Below are 16,869 nucleotides of genomic sequence, written 5' to 3'. Positions count from 1 at the left end.
AATTAGGCAGCTTCCTTATAGAGTGCGTTTTCGAGTTGGCGGACGGCTGAGAGGTAGGCGGGCTTCCCTCCAAAGACCTTGACAATCTCCATCGGAGTGCCGAAGGCGCGGAGCGGGTCCACCTTGAGGATGTCGAGCGATTCAACGCTCACGATGCCAATGTCGGCGTACTTGTCGAGGAGTGCGGCAAGAACCTCGCGGGCTTTGCCCTCGTATTGGCCAAAAATGTCCCGCTTCTTCACCTTGTCGGCACGTTCCCTCCGGGTGAGCGGCGGGCGATCGAATGCGATGTGACAGACGAGGTCGAAGGGGTCAAAGTCCTTGCCGACCTGTTCGGCCAGTTCGTCGAGAAAAACACCCTGCGTAGCCAACTCGTCGACGATGGACTGCTTGCGCTCGGCCTCGTTCCAGGCGTTGAGGAAGGCGTCGAGCGAGGCGTAGTGCTTGCGCACGGCTTTGCGGCTGTAGTCCTTCAGTGATTCGGTGATTAGCCGGCCGCTGCCGTCAAGATACTGGACGCGCTCGACGATCACGCTGACGGGGACGTTGTCTACGTAGTAGCGGGTGCGCCGTTCCGAATCGATGTCGCTCGGGCCGTAAGGGGGGGGTGGGGGTTCGGCATTGCCGACGTCTCCGGAGGAAGGTGGAACTGGTGGATCGCTCGGCGGGACCGGTGGATCGTCCGGGCCGGGCTCGTAGACCTGCACTGGGTCGCCGTCAAAATTTGGGTCTGCAAACAGTGCCGTTGCGCCGCGAAAATCCATGATGGTGAAGAAGAGCTTGCCGTAGTCCTCGTTGATGCGCGTGCCACGACCAATGATCTGCTTGAACTCAGTCATCGAGCCGATGCGCTTGTCGAGCACGATGAGCTGGCAGGTCTGGGCATCGACGCCCGTGCTCATCAGGCGCGAGGTGCAAGCAATGACCGGGTAGGTCGCCTCCGGGTCAATGAAGTTGTCGAGCTGGGCCTTGCCCTCTTCGTCGTCCCCAGTGATGCGCATGACGTACTTGCTGTTGGCGGCGGCGAGGTCCGAGTTGGCGTTGACCACCGCCTGGCGCATGCGCTCCGCATGATCGGTGGTCTCGCAGAAGATGATGGTCTTGGCGAAGCGGTTGGTCGTCCGCAGGAACTCGCTCACCTTGCCAGCGACCAGTTCGGTGCGCTTCTCGAGAAAAAGTTTGCGGTCGAAGTCACTCAGGTTGTAATCGCGGTCTTCGATGAGCTGACCGTGCTTGTCGAGTTGCCCGAGCTGCGGACGCCAGCCCAGCATGTCCTTGTCGAGGCCAATGCGGACCACCTTGTAGGGCGCGAGAAACCCATCGGCAATGCCCTGACGCAACGAGTACGTGTAGATCGGTTCGCCGAAATACTCGATGTTGGAGACTTCCTTGGTTTCCTTCGGCGTGGCCGTGAGGCCGATCTGTGTAGCGGTGGAAAAGTATTCGAGCACCTGCCGCCATGCTGCATCGTCGGCCGCGCTACCGCGATGGCACTCGTCGACGACGACGAGATCGAAAAAGTCTGACGAGAATTGCTTGTAGATGTTCTTGTCGTCCTCGACGCCGGTGACAGCTTGGTAGAGGCAAAGATAAATCTCGAAGGCTTTGTCAACCGTACGGTTGGCGATCTTCGTCATCGCTTGGCCGAAGGGCTTGAAGTCGTTGGTCTTGGTCTGGTCGGCGAGGATGTTGCGATCGACCAAGAATAGGATTCGCTTCTTCGCCCCGGCCTTCCATAAACGCCAGATTATCTGGAAAGCGGTGTACGTCTTGCCCGTGCCGGTGGCCATGACCAACAGGATGCGGTTGTTGCCACGGGCAATGGCTTCGACAGTGCGATTAATCGCGATGAGCTGGTAGTAGCGCGGCGATTTGCGAGAGCCGTCGTCGTAGTAGTCTTGCGTGGTAACGGCGACTTGTGGGGGCGTCAGCTTTTTGGACGCACAGTAGCGGGACCAGAGTTCGTCAGGCGAGGGGAACTGATTGAGAGGAATTTCCCGCGTCACCCCTCCACCGGTTGCGGTGCGGTCATGCTCGAGGAAGGCGTCGCCGTTGGAACTGTAGGCGAATGGCACATCCAGAATCTCGGCGTAGTCGAGTGCCTGTTGCATTCCAGCACCGACCGAATGCGTGTTGTCTTTTGCCTCGACGATGGCGATGGGCAGATTGGGTTTGTAGTAGAGAACGTAGTCTGCCTTCTTGGCCTCGCCACGCTGAACCCTCTTTCCACGCACGATGACGCGGCCCTTCGTGAAATAGGCTTCCTCGCGAACCTGGGTCATTAGATTCCAGCCAGCACCTCCGACCCCACAGATCGCTGGTGTGATGAACTTGGAGCGGATGTCTGTTTCGGAGAGCGATTTCTTGTTCATGTGAATGCCGCGTGGAACCTTCGACCCTCGAGAAATAGTACGCCGCGGAATTATGTGCAATCTGAAGTTGAAGCCAAGAATGCCGCGCGCGGAAAGTGGCGCCGGCATTCCACATCCTTCCTGGGACGCCGCAGTCGAAGTCTTGGTGGCATATCCACTCGATGGGCGCAGGCTTTGCGTGGCTGAACGACGGGGCGCCTGACCCTCGGGTGAAGCGGATTCCCGAGCCCCGGGGATCGAGGAGACAGAAGCGCGCGGCCCGGCCGATGGAGCTTTGACGGACTCGCGTGCAATCAGAAAATGCTCTTACATCCACCGTTACATCGCTAGGCCGGGCGCGCCAATAAGAGAAAAGCCCGCTACCTTTCTGATAGCGGGCCTTCCAGTAACCACGGGGGTTATCGTTTGGTGGCTCTTCACGGACTCGAACCGCGGACCTGTGGATTATGATTCCATCGCTCTAACCGACTGAGCTAAAGAGCCGAGCCTCGGATTATAGCCAGATCATCCGGCCTTCGGCAGCCTGGCGAGTTCTTCGCTGACCAGGCGCACGATCAGCCGGTCCAGCGTCTGCACCGAGTAGTTGCTCACCTCGTGCACCGTCTCGCGGCCCGGCCCGCTCCCCGGACGGTGGGCATCGCGGTAGGTCAGGAACACGAAGCGCCCCCCGGTGTACTGAGCCATCTGGCGGTGGATGTATTCCCCCTGCTTGTCGAGTCCGCTGGCGCCCACACTGAACAATTTGATGCCCTTGCCGAGCGCCGCCATCATGTCCTCGTCGTACTGCGGGCCGCCGTAGTCCAGGTGGGGCGGCGCATCGGCCAGCAGCACCACCATCCGGGTGGTGTCGTTGCCGCGCCAGCTGAGCCGGTGCACGGTCTCGTTCAAGGCCTCGGTCATTGCTTCGGGATAGTCCCCGCCGCCGTGGGCCTGGAGCGCGTCCAGCACGGACTGGAAGGCGCCGAGGTCGTTGGTGAAATCATGGCGGCGCACCAGGAACTCGTCGCCCCGATCGCGGTAGGCGACCAGGCCGAAGCAGGTGTCGGGCCGGCTCGGCAGCCGTGCCACCTCGGCGGCGATGCTGCGCACGCTGGCCCGGAGCTTGCCGATCTCGTCGCCCATGGAGCCCGTGGCGTCGATGAGGAAGACCAGGTCCAGGCGCGCGCGCTGCCCCGGCGGCGCCGCATCGAGCACCAGGTCGACCCCGCTCTTCTGGCCGCGGCGCAGGAAGGCGGTGCCCTGCCGCCCGTTCTTGCGCACGGCCACTTCGTAGACGGCGCTGCCGGAGGGGTCGAAGGCGTTGGGGTGCAGCCAGGCCTGGCCGCTCGCGTCGGTGCGTGCCCACATGGCGGCGCCGCTGGGCGCCTGGACCGCCACCTCGGCATCGGCCACGGGCACGCCGCGGGCGTTGCGCACCTGCAGCAGGTAACGTTCGCTCACGTCGCGCGGGCGATGGGTCACCTGGGTACGTTGCCGGAACTGCAGGTAGGCGCCGAAGTCGGCGTTGTCGTCCACCATGCCGGCGGTCACGATCTCCTGGACGGGGTGCTGGCGCTGGGTCGGCTGCGGGCTGGGCGCAGGCGGTGCGAAGCGCGGCGCCGCGTCGCTGTCGGCTGAAAGCGCCTCCTTGCCGGCGCCCGCGAGCGAGGGGCTGGCCGGCGCCGGCATCGCCGCCGGGGCCTCTGCCGAAGGCTCGCCCGGCGCGATCCGGCGAGCCCGCTCCTCGTGGGCCGACGACGAGCGGGCCGCGCCATGGCCGCCCGCGGCGTCGGTGTCGTCGCGCTGGCCGGCCAGGTGCCCGGGCGTCTCGGTGGTCTGGACCGCCCGCGCGCAGTGCGTGGCCGAGGGCGCCTCGAAGTTCGGCACCGTGCGCGCGATCGGAGCCGGCCAGGGAGGCGTGGGAAAGCGCGGCGGCTCGGGCTGCGGCGCCGGCGTCGGCCAGCGCGTGGGCCCGGGCGCGAACTCGGTGGCGCCCGTGCTGCAGCCGGCGAGCAGGAGCTGGCCGCACAGCAGCGCGGCCAGGGATCGCTGGCAGAGAAAGAAATGGCGGGGATTCATCAGCAGCTCCAGTGGGTGGTGGATGCAGCCTGATACGGCCGCCGGCCGCGAAGCGGGTTGACGCCGGGCTTTTTTTCGCGGCATCGCTAACCCCGGGCGGCGCCGTCCTCCGTAGAACGTGAGGTGAAAATCTGCCGATGCTTGCGCCACCCGCCGCGAACCCCGCGCTCCACGACACCTTGCCGGACGACCAACTGATGCTCGCCTACGTCGCCGGGGACACGACCGCCTTCGATGCCCTCTACGCACGCCACGAGAGCGCGCTGTTCCGCTTCGTGCGGCGGCTGCTGGGCCTGCGCCTCGCGGCCGAGGTCGAGGAGGTGTTCCAGGAGACTTGGATGCGCATCATCGCGGCGCGCGAGAGCTTCTCGCCCCAGGGCGCGAGCTGGCGCACCTGGGCTTTCACCATCGCCCACAACCTGGCGATGGACCGCCTGCGCCTGAGCGGCCGCGAGGTCGCTTTCTATGCCCACGACGAGGACGGCGACGGCCTCGAAGCCGCGCGCCTTTTCAGCCGCGGGCTGGTGGGCGGCGGGGCGGCCGCCGACGCGGCGCATCCCTCGGCCGAGGAGCTCGCCTTCTGGCGCGCCGCCGGCCGCCGCCTGCTCGCCTGTCTGGACGAACTGCCTGACGAGCAACGCTCGGCCTTCCTGCTGCACCACGAAGAGGGATTCACCGTCGAGTTGATGGCGAAGACGCTGGAGATCAATTTCGAGACGGTGCGCAGCCGCCTGCGCTACGGGCTCAAGAAGCTGCGGGCCTGCATGGACCGCTACCTGTCGGTGCTGGAGTTCCGGTCATGAGCGGCGCGATGGAAGGCAGCGAAGGCATGGACGACGACCTGTGCGACGACCGGCTGCGGCGTGCGCTCGCGCATGCGCCGGACCACGGCGCCATGCCGGACTGGCGCACCCGCAAGACCATCCTCGAGCAGGCGCACGAGGCGGTGGCCCCTTCGCTGCCGGCGGCGCCGTCGCGCCCGGCGCGCGCGTGGTGGCAGCGCCTGCTGGGCCTGGGCGGACCGGGCGGCGATGGGCGCATGCCCTGGAATGCCGCCTTCGCGACCGTGCTGATCGCGGTGCTGGTGACGGTGCTGTGGCAGCGCGAGCCGGTGCCCGGTGCGCGGCTCGATGGCGAGGCGCCGGCTGCAGCGCCCCCGGGGGCGGCTGCGGAATCGCCTTCCGCGCCTGCTGCAGCCGCTGCACCCGCGGCTCCGGTCGCCGAACCGCCCCCCGCGCCGGCGGCGGTGCCCGCCCCGTCGCCCCAGGCGAGCGAGCGGGTGCTGCCTTCGAGCGAGGACATACCGGGGACGCCCTTGCCCCCGCCGGCAGCAGCCTCCTCCGCGGCAGCCGGTGCTGCCGGCGCAGCCGCTTCACGCGACGCGTCGCCCGAGGGGCTGCGCCGGGAAACAGAGCGAAGCGCATCGACCCAGCGCTTCGCCGCGCCCTCCGCCCCGGCGCCCGGCGCGGCGCGCGACGCCGTCGAAGCGCAACGCCCGGCCGCTGCCGCACCGGCGGCTCCGGTGCCGCGCGCGGCGGAACCGGGCGAACTCCCCAGCTTCGCCGCGTTGTCGCAATGGAGCCGCATGACCATCACGCCGCGCGGCGGCACCGGACGCAGCCTGTCGCGGCGGGACGCGATGGAACTCAATGCGCTCATTGGCTCGGCTGCGCTGTCGGCGGTCGGTCCGCAGCCGCTGGCGGGCGCGGTCGAGTGGCGCGTCACGCTGGAGCGCGCCAACGGAGACGTGCTGGCCACATTCGAATTGGGCCGCAACCAGGTGCGCTGGCGCGAAGGGCAGAAGCCGGCGACCACCGGTGCGCCGTCGGCCGGCTCGCTGGCCGCCCTGCGCGCTGCCCTGCAGCAGGCGCTGGAGCCTCCGGCCCCGGCGCCGCCGCTGCGTTGGCGGCCCTCGCAGCCGCCCGCCGATCCGGCAGGCGAACCTGCCGCTGGACCGACTGCTCCGCCCGAGACGGCACCGCCGCGCTGAATCACTCGTGCCTGAAGGCCGCCTTGCGCTTGTTGACGAAGGCGTCCATGCCTTCCTTCTGGTCCGTGGTGGCGAACAGCGCGTGGAACAGGCGCCGCTCGAACATCACGCCGTCGGACAGGCCGCTTTCGAAGGCGCGGTTGACCGACTCCTTGGCCGCCATCACCGCCACCTGCGAGAAGTCGGCAATGATCAGCGCGGCGCCCAGTGCCTCGTCCATCAGCTTGTCGTAGGGCACGACGCGGCTGACCAGGCCCGAACGCTCGGCCTCGTTCGCATCCATCATGCGGCCGGTCAGCGCCATGTCCATGGCCTTGGCCTTGCCCACCGCGCGCGGCAGGCGCTGCGTGCCGCCGGCGCCGGGGATCACGCCGAGCTTGATCTCGGGCTGGCCGAACTTGGCGTTGTCTGCCGCGATGATGAAGTCGCACATCATCGCCAGCTCGCAGCCGCCGCCCAGCGCGAAGCCGCTCACCGCCGCGATCACCGGCTTGCGCACGCTGCGGATGGTTTCCCAGTTGCGCGTGATGTAGTCGCCCTTGTAGACATCGACGAAGCTGTAGCTCGCCATGGCGCCGATGTCTGCACCCGCCGCGAAGGCGCGCTCGCTGCCGGTGACGACGATGCATCCGATGGCAGGGTCGGCATCGAAGGCCTTGAGCGCGGCGCCCAGCTCGGTCATCAGCGCGTCGTTGAGCGCGTTCAGCGCCTTGGGCCGGTTCAGCGTCACGATGCCGACCTTGCCGGCTTCGGTGCGCACTTCGATGTTTTCGTAGCTCATGGAGGTCTCCTGGGAGTAAGAAGCGGGAATCGGAATGCGTTGCGCTGCTACTGCGGCGCCAGCCATTGCGCGAGCTTCGCGGCGTCCTGCACGGCGAGCCGCCAGGTGGTGACACCGCTGGGCAGCGTGAGCGGCAGGCGCAGAAGGCGCCGGTCGCGCGCGACCAGCGCGGTGATCTTCTTCAGCGGGCCGAGGTAGAGCGCCAGGTCCTCCAGCCGCGCGATGCGCCAGCCCTGCGCCGGGCGGCCCTTGTGCGCGCCCAGCTCGATGCCGATCCATTCGTCGTTGGCCGAGAAGCCGGCCTGCTCGGCCGCGCCGCCGCGCAGCACCATCTTGACCTGCACGCTGCCGTTGGCCTCGGCCACGCGCAGGCCCAGCTCCTGGGCGCGCTGGGCCGGGTCTTCGTTGGCGCTCACGCCGTGCCGGGCGAGCAGCTCGGCCAGCGGCAGTTCGTCGGTCGAATGCACCCAGCGCGCGATCTCGCCAGCGTAGGAGCGTCCGCCCACGGCTTCGAGGGCGGAAGCGAAGTCCGATTCGGCCACCGGGCCGCCGCCGCTCTTCGTCCACAGCAGCCGCATCACATCGTCCAGCGAGCCCGGGCCCTCGGCGCGCAGCGTCAGGTCGAAGCACAGCGCCACCAGCGCGCCCTTGGTGTAGTAGCTGATGGTGGTGTTGGCGGTCTGCTCGTCCTGCCGGTAGTACTTGACCCACGCATCGAAACTCGCCTGCGCCACCGACTGCACATGGCGCCCGGGCGCCTGCAGCACCTGGTTGGCGGTCTTGTTGACCAGCCGCAGGTAGCCCGCATCGTCGAGGCGTCCGGCGCGGCGCAGCAGCAGGTCGTCGTAATAGCTGGTGAAGCCCTCGAACAGCCACAGCAGCTGCGTGTAGTTCTCCTGCGCGTAGTCGTAGCGCTCGAACTCCGCCGGCCGCAGGCGCTTCACGTTCCAGGTATGGAAGTACTCGTGGCTGATCAGCCCGAGCAGCGTGGTGTAGCCCTCGCCCTGCTTCTGCACGCCGAGCTGCGGCAGGTCGCGCCGGGTGCAGATGAGGGCGGTGGAATGGCGGTGTTCCAATCCGCCGTAGCCATCGTCCACCGCGTTCAGCATGAAGACGTAGCGGTCGTGCGGCGGCTTCGTCCCGCCGCGCTTGCCGACTTTCGGGCCGTGCCAGAAGCGCATCTGGGTCTCGCAGATGGCCTGTGTGTCGGCGATCAGCCGCTCGCCGTCGAAGGAGGGCGGTGCGCCGGCGACGACGAAGCGGTGCGGCACGCCGCAGGCCTCGAACTCGGCGCTCCAGAAGGCGCCCATCTCCACCGGGCTGTCGGCGAGCTCGTCGTAGCCGTCGGCCAGGTAGTGGCCGAAGCCCTGGCGGTCGGTCTTGGTGGGCTTCAGTGCAGTGGCGCAGGACCAGCGAAGCTCGCCCGGGGCCAGCTTCGGTGCAACGATCTCGACCGCATGCGGCAGCTGTGCCTGCCCGTCCACGCGCAGGCACAGGCTGGTGCCGTTGAAGAAGCCGCGCGTCGCATCGAGCCAGGCGGTGCGCACCGAGTGGTCGTAGGCGCAGACGCGGTAGCGCAGCTCGAGAGGCTTGCCGGGGGTGCAGTCGATCTGCCAGGTGCACTTGTCGAGCTGGTGCACGGCCAGTGCGCGGCGGCCTTGCCGGGCCTCGAGGTCCTGCAGGTTCTTCGCGAACTCGCGCACCAGGTAGCTGCCGGGGATCCAGACCGGCAGTGCCACGCGCTGGCTGGCTTGAGGCTTCTCGATGCGCAGCAGGACGGCGAAGAGATGGGCGTGCCGGTCCGCGGACTCGATGCGGAAGTGGATGGCCGGGGCGACCATCAGTTGATCGCGGCCAGCTGCTTTTCGACCTGCGCTGCCGGAATGGCGCCCGGCGCACGTGAACCGTCGCCGAAGATCAGCGTGGGGGTGCCGCTGATGTTGTACTTCTGGCCGAACTCGCGGTTGCGCGTGAGCGCGGCCGCGTCGCACTCGGCCGTCTCGGGTGTGACGCCGCGCTGCATCCAGTCGGCCCAGGCCTTGGCCTTGTCCTTCGCGCACCAGATATTGCGCGACTTGGTCACCGAATCCGGCCCCAGAACGGGATACAGGAAGAGATGGATGGTGACGTTGTCGACCTTGGTCAGGTCGCGCTCGAACTGCTTGCAGTAACCGCAGTTCGGATCCTCGAAGACGGCCAGCTTGCGCTTGCCGTTGCCGCGCACGATCTTGATCGCATCCTTCACGGGCAACTTGTCGAAAGCGACCTCGCTGAGTTTCTCCACGCGCTCCTCGGTCAGGTTGCGCCGGGCCTTGACGTCGATCAGGTTGCCCTGCAGCAGGTAGTTGCCCTGCTCGTCGGTGTAGTAAATCTCGAAGCCGTTGATGCGCACTTCATAAAGGCCGGGCATCGGCGCCTTGCGGATCTCGTCGATCTTCGCGAACTGCGGAATGCGCGCGGCCAGGTTCTGGCGTATTTCGGCTTCGCCGGCCGTGGCGTTCAGGCTGAAGCCCAGGATCAGTGCGGCCAGCCATGCGGCAGCGAAAGGGGCGGATGCGGATTTCATGGTTGGTGGTGCTCGTGCGGATGTCAGGACAGACCCATGGCCTGCTTCGCGACCCAGTTCTTGATCAGGCGCGTGCGGTCGAAGCCGCGCATGCCCCAGTTGCGCAGGGCCGGGAGCGGGTCGGCGCTGTGCGCGAAAAGCTGCTGCAGGCTGTCGGTGGCCAGGCTCATCGACAGCACGTCGGCGCGGCGCGCGCGTTCGTATCGGCGCAACAGACGGGCATCGCCCACGCTGCGCCAGTAGTCGCGGTCCCTGATCACGCCGGCCAGTGCCGCAGCATCGGCCAGGCCCAGGTTCAGGCCCTGGCCCGCCAGCGGATGCACGGTGTGGGCGGCATCGCCGGCCAGGGCCCAGGCGTTGCCGTCGGGCAGGCGGCCGGTCCAGCGGTCGGCGATGGCGCGCTGCAGCGGCCACGCGGCGCGCTCGCTGGTCAGGCGCAGCCCGCCCAACGCGCCATGGCTGGCTTCGTGCAGGGCATGGTTGAACGCATCGGCATCGAGCGCCAGCAACTCGGGCGCGCGCAGCTGGTCGACCGACCAGACCAGCGCAAGCTGCTTGCCCGCCATCGGCAGCAAGGCGAAGACCTCGCCCCGGTCGTTGAACCACTGGCGCGCGGCACCGTCGTGGGGCTCGTCGGCGACCACGCGTGCCGCGATCGCATGTTGCGGGTAGCGCGTGACCTCGTAGCGCACGCCCAACTGCTCGCGCGTGGCGCTGATGCGGCCTTCGCAGACCACCGTCAGCGGCGCTGCCACCGGCTGGGCCACCACTTCGATGCGGGACTGGAAGCGCACTGCGTCGGCCAGTTGCTGCTCGAGCGCCGGCACGTCGACGATCCAGGCCAGGGCCTCGACCTTCTGGCGCGCCGCGTTGAACTGCACGCGGCCGCCCTCGTCGCCGTACACCAGCATCTCGCGCACCGGCGTGGCGTGGGCGGCTTCGGGCCAGCCGCGCAGCGATTCGAGCAGGGTCCGGGAGGCGGCATTGAGCGCATAGGCGCGCACGTCCTGGCGCTCGGGGGCGGCGGCCGGCGCCACCAGCGCCACGCGCACGCGTTCGCGTGCCAGCAGCAGCGCCAGCGCACGGCCGACGATGCCGGCGCCGCGAATGCAAACCTCGGGAGGAAGAGCCATCGCGGCATTGTAGGAGTGCGGGACAATCGCGCCCATCGCTCCGAGGACTTGCCAGTGACCGCTTCCGACGCCTTCGACCTTCAGGCCCGCATCGCCCGCCTCTTCGTCTATCCGATCAAGTCCTGCGCCGGCGTCGAGTTGCCCGAGGCCCTGCTGACCGAGACCGGCCTGGAGTTCGACCGCGCCTGGATGGTGGTCGACGAGCACCGCGAGTTCGTCACTCAGCGCGAGCTGCCCCGGATGGTGCTGATCCGTCCGCAGATGAAGTATTCCGAGTTGGTGCTGCGGGCCCCCGGCATGCTGGCCCTGCACATCGCCTTCGACAGAGTCGAGCAGCCGGTGCGGGTGCGCGTGTGGGACGACGAGGTGGCGGCCTACGACATGGGCGACATCGCGGCCCAGTGGTTCAGCGACTTCCTGTCCGAACCGGGCCGGCCGCGCCGGCTGCGCCTGGTGCGCTTCGACCCCGAGCACCGGCGGCTGTCGAGCATGAAGTGGACCGGCGGCGTCGAGGCCCTCAATCAGTTCGCCGACGGCTATCCGCTGCTGGTGGCCAGCGAGGGCTCGCTGGCCGAACTCAATGCGCGCCTGGCGGACGGCGGCCATGCGCCCGTCGGGATCGAGCGCTTCCGCCCGAACATCGTGCTGACCGGCATCGAGGCGCACGACGAGGACCGGCTGGAGGTGCTGCACGTGCGCACCGGTGAAGGCGAAGCCCGGCTTCAGCCGGTGAAGCCCTGTGCGCGCTGCCCCATTCCCGACATCGATCCCGCCACGGCCGCATCCAGCCCCGAGGTCGGCGACACGCTGCGCCACTACCGGGCTGATCCGCGCGTGGACGGCGCCATCACCTTCGGCATGAACTGCATCGTGCGCGAGGGCGTGGAGCATCTGCTCAAGGTCGGCCAGCCGGTGGCGGCGAACTACCGCTTCGATTGACCTGCCTGCGGCAGTGGCACTGCGGGCGGCCCCGGGAGCGCGGTGAGCCAGCGCCTAAAATCGCCGGCTTCCCAAGCATCCTGAGAAAGCCCCGCCATGAGTCTCCAGTGCGGCATCGTCGGCCTGCCCAACGTCGGCAAGTCCACTCTTTTCAACGCCCTGACCAAGGCAGGCATCGCCGCCGAGAACTACCCCTTCTGCACCATCGAGCCCAACGTCGGCGTGGTCGAGGTGCCCGATCCCCGCCTGGCCCAACTGGCCGACATCGTCAAGCCGGAGCGCGTCGTGCCGGCCATCGTGGAGTTCGTCGACATCGCCGGCCTGGTGGCCGGTGCCAGCAAGGGCGAGGGCCTGGGCAACCAGTTCCTCGCGCACATCCGCGAGACCGACGCCATCGTGAACGTGGTGCGCTGCTTCGAGGACGACAACGTGGTGCACGTGGCCGGCAAGGTCGACCCGATCTCCGACATCGAGGTGATCCAGACCGAGCTGTGCCTGGCCGACCTCGCCACCGTCGAAAAGGCGCTCGCGCGCCACACCAAGACCGCGCGCTCCGGCGACAAGGAGGCGATCAAGCTGGTGGCCCTGCTGGAGCGGTGCCAGGCCGCACTCAACGACAACAAACCGGTGCGCACGATCGAGTTCAGCAAGGAGGACAAGCCGCTGATGAAGCAGTTCTCGCTGATCACCGCCAAACCGGCCATGTTCGTCGGCAACGTGTCCGAGGACGGTTTCGAGAACAACCCCTTCCTCGATCGCCTGCGCGACTACGCGGCCGCGCAGGACGCGCCGGTGGTGGCCATCAGCGCCAAGATCGAGTCGGAGCTGGCCGACATGGACGAAGAAGACAAGAAGATGTTCCTCGCCGAGATCGGCCAGGAGGAGCCGGGCCTCAACCGCCTGATCCGCGCCGCCTATTCGCTGCTGGGCCTGCAGACCTACTTCACCGCCGGCGTGAAGGAGGTGCGGGCCTGGACCATCCACATCGGCGACACCGGCCCGCAGGCGGCCGGCGTCATCCACACCGATTTCGAGAAGGGCTACATCCGCGCGCAGACGATTTCATTCGCCGACTACATCGCCTACAAGGGCGAGCAGGGCGCGAAGGACGCCGGGAAAATGCGGGCGGAAGGAAAGGACTATGTGGTGAAGGATGGAGACGTGATGAACTTTCTGTTCAGCGCCTGAACATCACAGCCGTCTGCCTTTTGAGCAACCTCACGGTCGCCACGGGTCGCGGCCTCTCTCAGTTCGGCCAGATGTACAGCAGCGCGACTGTCATCGTGATGTAGCGCGCGAACTTGCCGATCGCCATGTAGATCACGCAAGGCCAGAAGGACAGCCGCAGCCAGCCGGCGACGGCGCACAGCGGATCGCCCACGACCGGCAGCCAGGCCAGCAGGCAGGCCTTGGGGCCCAGCCGCTCCAGCCAGGCCAGCACGCGCATGTGGTGCTTGGAATGAGAGTACTTGTCCGCCACCTGGTGCGCGGCGTAGCCCATCCACCAGTCGACGATGCCGCCCAGCGTGTTGCCGGCGGTCGCCACCATCACGGCCGGCCAGAACAATTCCGGATTGAGCTTGAGCAGGCCGAAGAGCGCCGGCTCCGAGCCGACCGGCAGCAGGGTGGCGGAAATGAATGCGACGATGAACAGCGTGCTGAGCCCGTACTGCGGGAGCGCGATGAGCGCGAGGAGGGAGTCGAGCCAGGCTTGCATGTGCGCCGCAGTATAGAAAGTCGCGCTGTTATTCGGGCTTGGCGTATACGCGATCCGTCCGTGGCCGGCTGTCGCGTAAAGTGCAAATCGTTGCAGCGGCGGCGTCGAGGCGCCGCTACAATCGTGCCTCATTTTTCAGCAGCACCCCCGGCGCGCTCGCCACTTTTCTCTCCATGACCCTGCAGATCGGCAACATCGTGCTGGAGAACCGCCTGTTCGTCGCGCCCATGGCGGGCGTCACCGACCGGCCCTTCCGCATGCTGTGCCGCGAACTCGGCGCCGGCTATGCCGTGAGCGAGATGGTGACTTCGCGCAAGGAACTGTGGAACTCGCTGAAGACATCGCGCCGTGCCAACCACGAAGGCGAGCCGGGCCCCATCGCAGTGCAGATTGCGGGCACCGATGCCGCCATGATGGCCGAGGCCGCGCAGTACAACATCGATCGCGGCGCCCAGGTCATCGACATCAACATGGGCTGTCCCGCCAAGAAGGTCTGCAACAAGTGGGCCGGCTCGGCACTGATGCGCGACGAGCCCCTGGCCCTGGAGATCGTCGAGGCCGTGGTTCGTGCTGCAACGCCGCATGGCGTGCCGGTCACGCTCAAGATGCGCACCGGCTGGAGCGCGGACCATCGCAACGCCGTCGCGCTGGCGCGGCGATTCGAGGACGCAGGTGTGCGCATGCTTACGGTGCATGGCCGCACGCGGGAGCAAGGCTACAAGGGCGAGGCAGAGTACGACACCATTGCCGCGGTCAAGTCGGCGGTGCGCGTGCCGGTGGTGGCCAACGGCGACATCGATTCGCCCGAGAAAGCAAGGCAGGTGCTCGCGCGCACTGGCGCCGACGCCCTGATGGTGGGTCGCGCTGCGCAGGGCCGCCCCTGGATTTTTCGCGAGATCGCGCACTACTTCACGACCGGCACCCATCTGGCGCCGCCGCTCGTGGCCGAGGTGCGGCGCCTGCTGCTCGATCACCTGCAGCAGCACTATGCGCTTTACGGCGAGTACAGCGGCGTGCGCAGCGCGCGCAAGCACATCGGCTGGTATGTGCGCGCGCTGCCGGGCGGCGATGCTTTCCGCGACAGCATGAACGCCATCGAGGAATGCGACGCGCAGTGGCGCGCTGTCGCTGAATTTTTCGATGGCCTGGCAGCGCGGATGGACCGCATCCCCGCGCATGCCGGCAGCGGCGCCGAGACGCCGAGCGACGAGCAGGCCGATGCGCTCGCCTGAGGAAGACCAAGAAAAGAAGAGAAGAGGGCCATGAGCAAGAAACATATCGAAGACTGCGTGCGAAGCAGTCTGGACAGCTACTTCCGCGATCTGCGGGGCACGGAGCCCGACGGCATGTACGACATGCTGGTGCGCGTGGTGGAGAAGCCCTTGCTCGACGTCGTCATGACGCGGGCCGAAGGCAACCAGTCGAGAGCGGCCCAATGGCTGGGCCTCAACCGCAACACGCTGCGCAAGAAACTGGTCGAGCACAAACTCCTGAAATAGAAGCAGCGGCTCTCGCCCCCCCGCTTCGCGCACGCGTGTCGCGCAGCCGACCCCTCACCAAGGGGCAACACCCGCGGCCCGGCAGACCGGGCACCGCGGTGTTCCTGGATTTCAAACTGACCCCAAGGCCAACATGGCACTCAACGCACTCATCTCCGTCTCCGACAAGACCGGCATCCTCGAATTCGCCCAAGCGCTGCACGGCCTGGGCATCCGCCTGCTGTCCACCGGCGGCACCGCCAAGCTCCTCGCCGATGCCGGCCTGCCCGTGACCGAGGTGGCCGAACTCACCGGTTTTCCCGAGATGCTGGATGGCCGGGTCAAGACTCTGCATCCCAAGGTGCACGGCGGCCTCCTGGCGCGGCGCGACGTGCCGGCGCACATGGCGGCGCTCGCGCAGCACGGCATCGACACCATCGACCTCCTGGTGGTCAACCTCTACCCCTTCGAGGCCACCGTGGCCAAGCCCGGGTGCACCCTGGAAGACGCGATCGAGAACATCGACATCGGCGGGCCCGCAATGGTCCGCAGCGCCGCCAAGAACTGGAAGGACGTCGGCGTGCTCACCGATGCCTCGCAGTACCCGCAGGCGCTGGCCGAGCTCCAGGCCGACGGCAAGCTGAGCCAGAAGACCAGGTTCGCCCTCTCGGTGGCCGCCTTCAACCGCATCAGCCAGTACGACGGTGCGATCAGCGACTACCTCTCAGCCCTGCAGGAGGACGGCACCCGAGCCCTGTTCCCCGCGCAGAGCAATGGGCGCTTCATCAAGCTGCAGGACCTGCGCTACGGCGAGAACCCGCACCAACAGGCCGCCTTCTACCGCGACCTCTATCCGGCCCCGGGCTCGCTGGTCAGCGCGAAGCAACTGCAGGGCAAGGAGCTCAGCTACAACAACATCGCCGATGCAGACGCGGCCTGGGAATGCGTGAAGAGCTTCGACACGCCGGCCTGCGTGATCGTCAAGCATGCCAACCCATGCGGCGTTGCCATCGGCAAGGATGCGCACGAAGCCTATGCCAAGGCCTTCAAGACCGATCCGACCTCGGCCTTCGGCGGCATCATCGCCTTCAACCGGCCGCTCGATCGCACCGCCGCCGAGGCCGTCTCCAAGCAGTTCGTGGAAGTGTTGATGGCGCCCGGCTATGCGCCGGATGCGCTGGAAGTCTTCAAGAGCAAGGTCAACGTGCGCATCCTGGAGATCGCATTGCCGCCCGGCGGGAAGACGGCCTGGGAGCAGGGGCGCAACCTGGTGGACGTCAAGCGCATCGGGTCCGGTCTGTTGATGCAGACGGCCGACAACCGCGAGCTTTCCATCGAAGAGCTGAAGGTGGTGAGCAAGAAGCAGCCGACGGCGCAGCAACTGCAGGACCTGCTGTTCGCCTGGAAGGTCGCAAAGTACGTCAAGAGCAATGCGATCGTGTTCTGCGCCGACGGCATGACCATGGGCGTCGGCGCCGGCCAGATGAGTCGCCTCGACTCGGCCCGCATCGCCAGCATCAAGGCCGAGCACGCCGGCCTGTCGCTGCAGGGCACGGCAGTGGCGAGCGATGCCTTCTTCCCCTTCCGCGATGGCCTGGATGTGGTGGTGGATGCCGGTGCCACCTGCGTGATCCAGCCGGGCGGCTCGATGCGCGATCAGGAGGTGATCGACGCGGCAGATGAGCGCGGCGTGGCGATGGTGTTTTCCGGCGTTCGCCATTTCCGGCATTGAAGCTCTCCCCCAGGCTACCCTCGCTGCGCGAGGTTCGCCAACCCCCTCACCGGGGGCGCGCCCGGCGGGCCGGCAAGGCCGGTTCCGCGGGTGCTCCCGAAGG

General features: G+C 67.4%; 14 protein-coding genes and 1 tRNA gene. 7 read left to right on the top strand and 8 right to left on the bottom strand.

All coding sequences use genetic code 11. From position 1 onward, the window contains the following. Positions 1–2: 2 nt before the first annotated feature. The 3 genes from hsdR to ABEA07_RS21740 form a co-directional block, all read right to left on the bottom strand. On the bottom strand, positions 3–2,372 hold the full coding sequence (gene hsdR / locus ABEA07_RS21750) for an EcoAI/FtnUII family type I restriction enzme subunit R (RefSeq protein ID WP_345540457.1): 2,370 nt from the start codon (positions 2,370–2,372) through the stop codon (positions 3–5). A 406-nt stretch (positions 2,373–2,778) separates the two neighbouring features. Continuing rightward, a tRNA-Met gene (locus ABEA07_RS21745) sits at positions 2,779–2,855 on the bottom strand. 21 nt (positions 2,856–2,876) lie between these two features. Beyond that, entirely contained in the window at positions 2,877–4,430 is a 1,554-nt protein-coding gene (locus ABEA07_RS21740; RefSeq protein ID WP_345540456.1) for a vWA domain-containing protein, read from the bottom strand. Positions 4,431–4,567: 137 nt separating this feature from the next. Between ABEA07_RS21740 and ABEA07_RS21735 the strand changes: the two genes are divergently transcribed. Both ABEA07_RS21735 and ABEA07_RS21730 read left to right on the top strand, forming a co-directional pair. Continuing rightward, positions 4,568–5,233, top strand: coding sequence for a sigma-70 family RNA polymerase sigma factor (locus ABEA07_RS21735; protein WP_345540455.1), 666 nt, complete (start codon positions 4,568–4,570; stop codon positions 5,231–5,233). Further along, positions 5,230–6,420 carry a hypothetical protein gene (locus tag ABEA07_RS21730; RefSeq protein WP_345540454.1) on the top strand — a complete coding sequence of 397 codons (1,191 nt, stop codon included), beginning with the start codon at positions 5,230–5,232 and terminating at the stop codon, positions 6,418–6,420. The genes ABEA07_RS21735 and ABEA07_RS21730 overlap by 4 nt, the downstream gene beginning before the upstream one ends. 1 nt (position 6,421) lies before the next feature. Here the strand turns inward: ABEA07_RS21730 and ABEA07_RS21725 are convergent, their stop codons facing one another. Genes ABEA07_RS21725 through ABEA07_RS21710 form a run of 4 tightly spaced genes read right to left on the bottom strand, consistent with a single transcriptional unit; the run spans position 6,422 to position 10,900 of the window. Next, positions 6,422–7,201: an enoyl-CoA hydratase gene (locus ABEA07_RS21725; protein WP_345540453.1), complete on the bottom strand. Its 780-nt coding sequence runs from the start codon at positions 7,199–7,201 to the stop codon at positions 6,422–6,424. Between the two features lie 47 nt (positions 7,202–7,248). After that, positions 7,249–9,042 carry a M61 family metallopeptidase gene (locus ABEA07_RS21720; RefSeq protein WP_345540452.1) on the bottom strand — a complete coding sequence of 598 codons (1,794 nt, stop codon included), beginning with the start codon at positions 9,040–9,042 and terminating at the stop codon, positions 7,249–7,251. Next, positions 9,042–9,767 carry a DsbC family protein gene (locus tag ABEA07_RS21715; RefSeq protein WP_345540450.1) on the bottom strand — a complete coding sequence of 242 codons (726 nt, stop codon included), beginning with the start codon at positions 9,765–9,767 and terminating at the stop codon, positions 9,042–9,044. The genes ABEA07_RS21720 and ABEA07_RS21715 overlap by 1 nt, the downstream gene beginning before the upstream one ends. A gap of 23 nt (positions 9,768–9,790) precedes the next feature. Further along, entirely contained in the window at positions 9,791–10,900 is a 1,110-nt protein-coding gene (locus ABEA07_RS21710; protein WP_345540449.1) for an FAD-dependent monooxygenase, read from the bottom strand. Positions 10,901–10,954: 54 nt separating this feature from the next. Here ABEA07_RS21710 and ABEA07_RS21705 point away from each other — a divergent pair, with 54 nt between their 5' ends. Together ABEA07_RS21705 and ychF are read left to right on the top strand one after the other, a co-directional pair. Continuing rightward, complete coding sequence (locus tag ABEA07_RS21705) at positions 10,955–11,839, top strand: MOSC domain-containing protein (protein WP_345540448.1); 885 nt, start codon at positions 10,955–10,957, stop codon at positions 11,837–11,839. Positions 11,840–11,935: 96 nt separating this feature from the next. Next, entirely contained in the window at positions 11,936–13,027 is a 1,092-nt protein-coding gene (ychF, locus tag ABEA07_RS21700; RefSeq protein ID WP_345540447.1) for a redox-regulated ATPase YchF, read from the top strand. Positions 13,028–13,085: 58 nt separating this feature from the next. Here the strand turns inward: ychF and ABEA07_RS21695 are convergent, their stop codons facing one another. Next, a complete protein-coding gene (locus tag ABEA07_RS21695) occupies positions 13,086–13,556 on the bottom strand; it encodes a YqaA family protein (protein ID WP_345540445.1) in 471 nt (156 codons plus the stop codon). Positions 13,557–13,729: 173 nt separating this feature from the next. Here ABEA07_RS21695 and dusB point away from each other — a divergent pair, with 173 nt between their 5' ends. From dusB to purH, 3 genes are all read left to right on the top strand, one after another. Then, positions 13,730–14,788 (top strand): tRNA dihydrouridine synthase DusB, encoded by a 1,059-nt coding sequence (gene dusB, locus ABEA07_RS21690; RefSeq protein ID WP_345540444.1) that lies wholly within the window; start codon positions 13,730–13,732, stop codon positions 14,786–14,788. A gap of 30 nt (positions 14,789–14,818) precedes the next feature. After that, a complete protein-coding gene (locus ABEA07_RS21685) occupies positions 14,819–15,055 on the top strand; it encodes a Fis family transcriptional regulator (RefSeq protein ID WP_286539439.1) in 237 nt (78 codons plus the stop codon). Positions 15,056–15,188: 133 nt separating this feature from the next. Next, a complete protein-coding gene (purH, locus tag ABEA07_RS21680) occupies positions 15,189–16,766 on the top strand; it encodes a bifunctional phosphoribosylaminoimidazolecarboxamide formyltransferase/IMP cyclohydrolase (protein ID WP_345540441.1) in 1,578 nt (525 codons plus the stop codon). Positions 16,767–16,869 lie beyond the last annotated feature (103 nt).

Origin of the sequence: Variovorax defluvii (assembly GCF_039541515.1) — a bacterium.
In the GTDB taxonomy this organism is placed as follows: domain Bacteria; phylum Pseudomonadota; class Gammaproteobacteria; order Burkholderiales; family Burkholderiaceae_C; genus Variovorax; species Variovorax defluvii.
Note: the sequence above shows the minus strand (reverse complement) of the source record. Positions and strands in the feature narration are given on the sequence as shown.